The following is a 4,437-nucleotide window of genomic DNA, read 5'->3' as shown; positions in this document are numbered from 1 at the left end:
CCGGCCTATCTGGGGCTCGGGTTGTCGGAGACCGGCGACAGCACGATCTATGTGCTGATCGGGAATCCGTAAGGAAAGCGCCTGTCGCCCGCCAGCGGGCTCCCACGGGGTTTGACGCTTGGCAAAGTCATGTCCGGAATTCGCCTAAAGGTTACGGCGAGAGGGGTCCGTTCCGCTGTCGTGCTGGCGATCACTCACATGGCTGGCCTCATTCATGCCGGGCCGGCACCGACAGACGTCATCGAATTCCACCTCCGTCAAACAGCCCGGTAAAGGCCAAGCCATGAAACCAGCCAACACCATCCGGCTCGAATTTGATCCCACACGCAACCGCCTGGACAAAGGGAAGGCGCTCAGCGCTGGTCTCTCCGCCGTCGCGCGGATCGGCGATACCCTGTGGGTCGCCAACGACGAGACCATCAGTCTGGAACGGCTGACGCTGACCCCGGCGGGGGACACGGCCGGGGATCACCGGCAATTCTCCCTCGCCGATTACCTCCGTCTCCCCGTGCCCCTTCCGGCCGATCCCAAGGCTCTTGAGGAGGTGGATGTGGAAGGACTGGACTATGCCGATGGCTACCTCTGGCTGGTGGGCTCGCACAGTCTCAAGCGCAAACAGCCAAAAGCCGGGGACAGCGCCAGGAAGTCCAGAAAGCGTCTGGGGACGGTGGAGGGCGACGGCAACCGTTACCTGATCGCCCGCATTCCCGTCGAGGACATCCGCGATCTGTGCGTGTCTGGCGCCGACCTGTTGGTCCTGGCCGGACCGAGCATGGATCTCGATGGGCCGGTGGCGATCTTCCGTTGGCCCGGCGGTGCCAAGCCCGATGATGCGTCCATCGTTCCCGCCGACCAACTGGAGCGGCTGGTAGACGTGCCTTAGAGTCTGTTCAAAAATTTTTTTGAATGAAAATAGTTGTTTGGAGTCTAACAGACTGGTCTGCGGGAGGGGCCAGCCCTGCGGACAGCCGAAAACCGTCAACGTGACGACCGCCGTCACCTGCGTTACCCCAGCGACTTAACCGATGAGGAATGGGCGCTCATTGAGCCAATGATCCCGCCCGCCAAGCATGGCGGGCGACCTCGCATTGACCCTGTCGGGTAGGACGCCGGCAAGCAGATCAAGGGCAAGAAACGTCACATTCTGGTCGACAGGCTTGGCCTACTCTTGCAGGGTCTGGTGCATCCGGCCGACCTCCAGGATCGCGATGGCGGCGCCCGGTTGCTGGCCACGCGGTTGGGCCGCTGGCCCAAGCCTGAAGACGCTCTTCGCCGACAGCGACCGAGCCGACGACCTGAGCGTCACGGGGATTTACCGCTCCAACACCTGACCATGAGCGCCCCCGGAAACCGGGGCGGGACGGAAGCCGGTCGACGACCAGTCCAGGGCGTATCAAGCCGCCGTCTCGCGCGGCAGCAGCGATTCGGCGTACAGCGGCTTGACCCCGGTGTAGCGGCGGGCAGTGAAATGGGCGGTGACGACCGCCAGCATCAGCGGCAGCAGGATCTGATCGTCCAGGGTCATCTCGAACACCATCAGAATCGACATCAAGGGGGCGTGCGTGGTGCCGGCGAGCATCGCCCCCATGCCGACCACGGCATAGGCATTCGGCGGCGCGGTGCCGCTGGGCAGGACCGTCTGGACCAGGGTGCCGAAGAGCGCGCCCAAGAGGGCGCCGACGAACAATGTGGGGGTGAAGGCGCCGCCGACCGCGCCCGAGCCGTGGGTCGCCGCAGTGGCGAGCATCTTCAACACCAGCACCGTCAGCAGCGCCTGCCAGACCCAGGGCGCGAGCAGGACGGCGTTGACCACGCTGTAGCCATTGCCCCAGACCTGCGGCTCGTAGAGCGAGATCGCGCCGACGATCAGCCCGCCCAGGGTCATGCGTCCGGCCAAAGGCCAGGGCAATTGGCCAAACCACTGGTGGGCGCGCTCCAGCAGGCGCAGAAAGACCGGCGCGGCGTGTCCCGCGATCCAGCCGAGCGCCAGGTAGAGCCCCAGCTCCCAGTCGCTGACGAGCGCAAAATCCGGAATCCGGTAGACCGGCGCGTAGCCGAAGAGGTCATGGACGGTAACGCTGGCGATGACGGCGGCGATGACGAGCGGGCCGATGTGCTCGATGGCGATGGAGCCGAGCACGATCTCGGCGACGAAGAGGGTGGCGGCGAGCGGGGCGTGATAGGCCGCCGCCAGCCCCGCCGCCGCGCCCGCCGCGACCAGGAGGCGGCGCGAATCGGACGACAGGCCGCCGATCCGGCCCAGGGTCGAGCCGGTCATCGCGGCGAGCTGGACCATCGCCCCCTCGCGGCCGATCGAACCCCCGGAGGCGACCGTCACCAGCGACGAGACCCCCTTGACCAGACTGTGCCGGACACTGATCCAGCCGTCGCCCTGCGCGATGGCCGCCATGTAGTCGGTCGTGCCGGGTCCGCGGAGCCGTCGACCGATCTCCTGCAGGATCAGCCCGGCGAGCAGTCCGCCCAGGGTCGGCAGCAGCAGGCGCTGCCAGGGCGGCAGCGACAGGGACATTTCAACCAGACTGCCGCTGTGACCGCTGATCAGCCATTGCAGCGCCTGCATCCCCTCGTGGAAGAGCACCGTGGCCAGGGCACCGAGGACTCCGGCCAGCGCGGCCAGTAGCAGCAGCAGGCGCGATTCCTGCCGGGCGGGCGACAGCAGGAGCAGCGCGCGCTGGGGCAACCGGGCAGTCGCCGCCAGCGCGGCGGCGGGCGAGCGCCAGGCGGCGAGGATCGCGCGCCGTCGCTCCCCCTGGAGCATGGCGAACGCGATCAGACCCAGCAGGAGCGGGACCAGCAGCCAAGCCGGCGCGCGCGGACCGGGCGCGAGCCGCGCGGCGGTTGTGGGTACCCTGTCCGCGCTGGGCGAGGGCGGCGGAGCGGGCGGGCAGGCGATGTCCGGGCAGACGCTGGGCGCGGGACAGGGCGCGGCGGGGCGCTCCGGGCCGGTGTCCGGCGCGGGACGGGAATCCGGCTCTTGCGCGCCGACGCCGCCGGCCTCCGCTCCAAGCTCCGCCGCAGGCGGCTCCCCGGCAAAGTCCGGGGCCAACTCCGGCGCCACCGCCGGGCACTCCAGCGGACGGCGCTGCTGGCGATGCGCCGTCCAGTCCCGCGCCTGTTGCGCGACCGTCCGCCGCGCGGATTCCGCGTCCAGCGCCGCGACCCGCGCGGGGGGCGGCAGGCGCAGCCGCGCCCCGACGCGCAAGGCGCCGTTGACGTTGCAGGACGGGGTGAAGGCGTCGGGATTGGCTTGCAGCAGGGCGAGCATGATCTGCTCGCGGGCAAGCCCCTCGCCGGGATAGACCCGGCCGGCGATCTGCCACAGGCTCTCGCCGGCGCGCACCGGGCCATAGTCCGCCGCGGCCAGCGCCAGCGCGGGGGCAGCGGTCAGGCCGCCGGCGAGCCAGACCGCCGCCAGCCAGCGCCCGCGCGGGACAGGGTGTCCGCCGTGGCGGGCGAATGCGCACCACGCCCTCATCAATCGGTTTGCCTGTTGTGCTCCGACCTGCTGACGGAACCCTCGGCCTCGATGCGGTCCATGACCTGCTCCAAAACGGCGACACAATGGATGTCGATTTTAGAGCCGAACGACCTCGGACGCACGGTCAAACGGATTGCCGCGGCGCCGGCCGCCGCAACAGCAGGAAGAGGACGATAGCCAGCCCCACGCGCGACCCGCCGGCCACCCAGGGGTTGAGGTGCAGGAGCAGGCGATGCACCCAGGCCGGGTGACGGCCGACTTCATCGAGACCCAGCACCCACACCCCGACCCAGAGCCCGGAGCCGACGAGGTCGGCCACGAAGAACCGCCGCCAGGGCATATGCACGCTGCCGGCCACCAGGCCGTTCAGTTGCCGGGTGCCGTCGAAGAAGCGCCCGACGAGGATGAGCCAGACCCCGAAGCGGCTGAAAAAGTCGTCGAACTGACCGACTAACCGAGCCTGGGCGGTTTGACACCGCTCACCGCACGGCCTTCCTGATCAGCCCGAGGACGACCAGCAGCACCACGGCACCGGCCGTGGCCGTCAGGATGACCCCGAGCAGACCGCCAACGACCGAGATGCCCAGAGCGCCGAACAGCCAGCCGCCGATGGCGGCACCGACGATGCCGATGACGATATTGAGGAGCAGGCCAAACCCGGCGCCTTTCGTCACAAGGCCGGCGAGCCAGCCGGCGACAGCACCGATCGCGAGAAAAATCAACAGACTGGTAATATCCATGGGGGTTCCTGACGGTGGTTAGCTGATTCTGATGCGCCATCTCAGCGGACTGAAAAGAGGCTCTCTGGGATCTGAGTAGGAACCGGGAAGGTCGAAAAATCTATTAATTATATGATCTTACAAAGATCTGGAGACGATATCGAAACGCGAAACGAGTCACTGAAGCGCGCGATAGAGCTTTTGCTTGATCTACCGAAT

At 67.8% G+C, this 4,437-nt stretch carries 5 protein-coding genes and 1 pseudogene; 2 read left to right on the top strand and 4 right to left on the bottom strand.

What is annotated here, in order from left to right; translation table 11 throughout:
- The first annotated feature begins 283 nt into the window (after positions 1 to 283).
- Together QZY07_RS25965 and QZY07_RS25960 are read left to right on the top strand one after the other, a co-directional pair.
- On the top strand, positions 284 to 883 hold the full coding sequence (locus tag QZY07_RS25965; protein ID WP_295409091.1) for a DUF3616 domain-containing protein: 600 nt from the start codon (positions 284 to 286) through the stop codon (positions 881 to 883).
- 75 nt (positions 884 to 958) lie between these two features.
- A pseudogene (locus QZY07_RS25960) lies at positions 959 to 1,213 on the top strand (hypothetical protein); the annotation flags it as partial.
- Here QZY07_RS25960 and QZY07_RS25955 read toward each other — a convergent pair.
- From QZY07_RS25955 to QZY07_RS25940, 4 genes are all read right to left on the bottom strand, one after another.
- Positions 1,163 to 1,306, bottom strand: a complete 144-nt coding sequence (locus QZY07_RS25955; RefSeq protein ID WP_295409090.1) for a hypothetical protein — start codon at positions 1,304 to 1,306, stop codon at positions 1,163 to 1,165. The pseudogene QZY07_RS25960 and the gene QZY07_RS25955 sit on opposite strands and share 51 nt — an antisense overlap.
- A gap of 87 nt (positions 1,307 to 1,393) precedes the next feature.
- Positions 1,394 to 3,496 carry a ClcB-like voltage-gated chloride channel protein gene (locus QZY07_RS25950; RefSeq protein ID WP_295409089.1) on the bottom strand — a complete coding sequence of 701 codons (2,103 nt, stop codon included), beginning with the start codon at positions 3,494 to 3,496 and terminating at the stop codon, positions 1,394 to 1,396.
- A gap of 127 nt (positions 3,497 to 3,623) precedes the next feature.
- Positions 3,624 to 3,905 carry a hypothetical protein gene (locus QZY07_RS27620; RefSeq protein ID WP_363184883.1) on the bottom strand — a complete coding sequence of 94 codons (282 nt, stop codon included), beginning with the start codon at positions 3,903 to 3,905 and terminating at the stop codon, positions 3,624 to 3,626.
- 73 nt (positions 3,906 to 3,978) lie between these two features.
- On the bottom strand, positions 3,979 to 4,239 hold the full coding sequence (locus QZY07_RS25940; protein WP_295409087.1) for a GlsB/YeaQ/YmgE family stress response membrane protein: 261 nt from the start codon (positions 4,237 to 4,239) through the stop codon (positions 3,979 to 3,981).
- Between the last annotated feature and the right edge of the window lie 198 nt (positions 4,240 to 4,437).

Origin of the sequence: uncultured Thiocystis sp. (assembly GCF_903866365.1) — a bacterium.
In the GTDB taxonomy this organism is placed as follows: domain Bacteria; phylum Pseudomonadota; class Gammaproteobacteria; order Chromatiales; family Chromatiaceae; genus Chromatium.
This window is presented reverse-complemented; position numbering and strand designations above follow the sequence as displayed.

Coding starts and splice junctions, on each gene's coding strand:
- QZY07_RS25965 (WP_295409091.1), top strand. CDS start 284: ATGAAACCAGCCAACACCATCCGGCTCGAATTTGATCCCACACGCAAC.
- QZY07_RS25950 (WP_295409089.1), bottom strand. CDS start 3,496: ATGAGGGCGTGGTGCGCATTCGCCCGCCACGGCGGACACCCTGTCCCG.
- QZY07_RS25940 (WP_295409087.1), bottom strand. CDS start 4,239: ATGGATATTACCAGTCTGTTGATTTTTCTCGCGATCGGTGCTGTCGCC.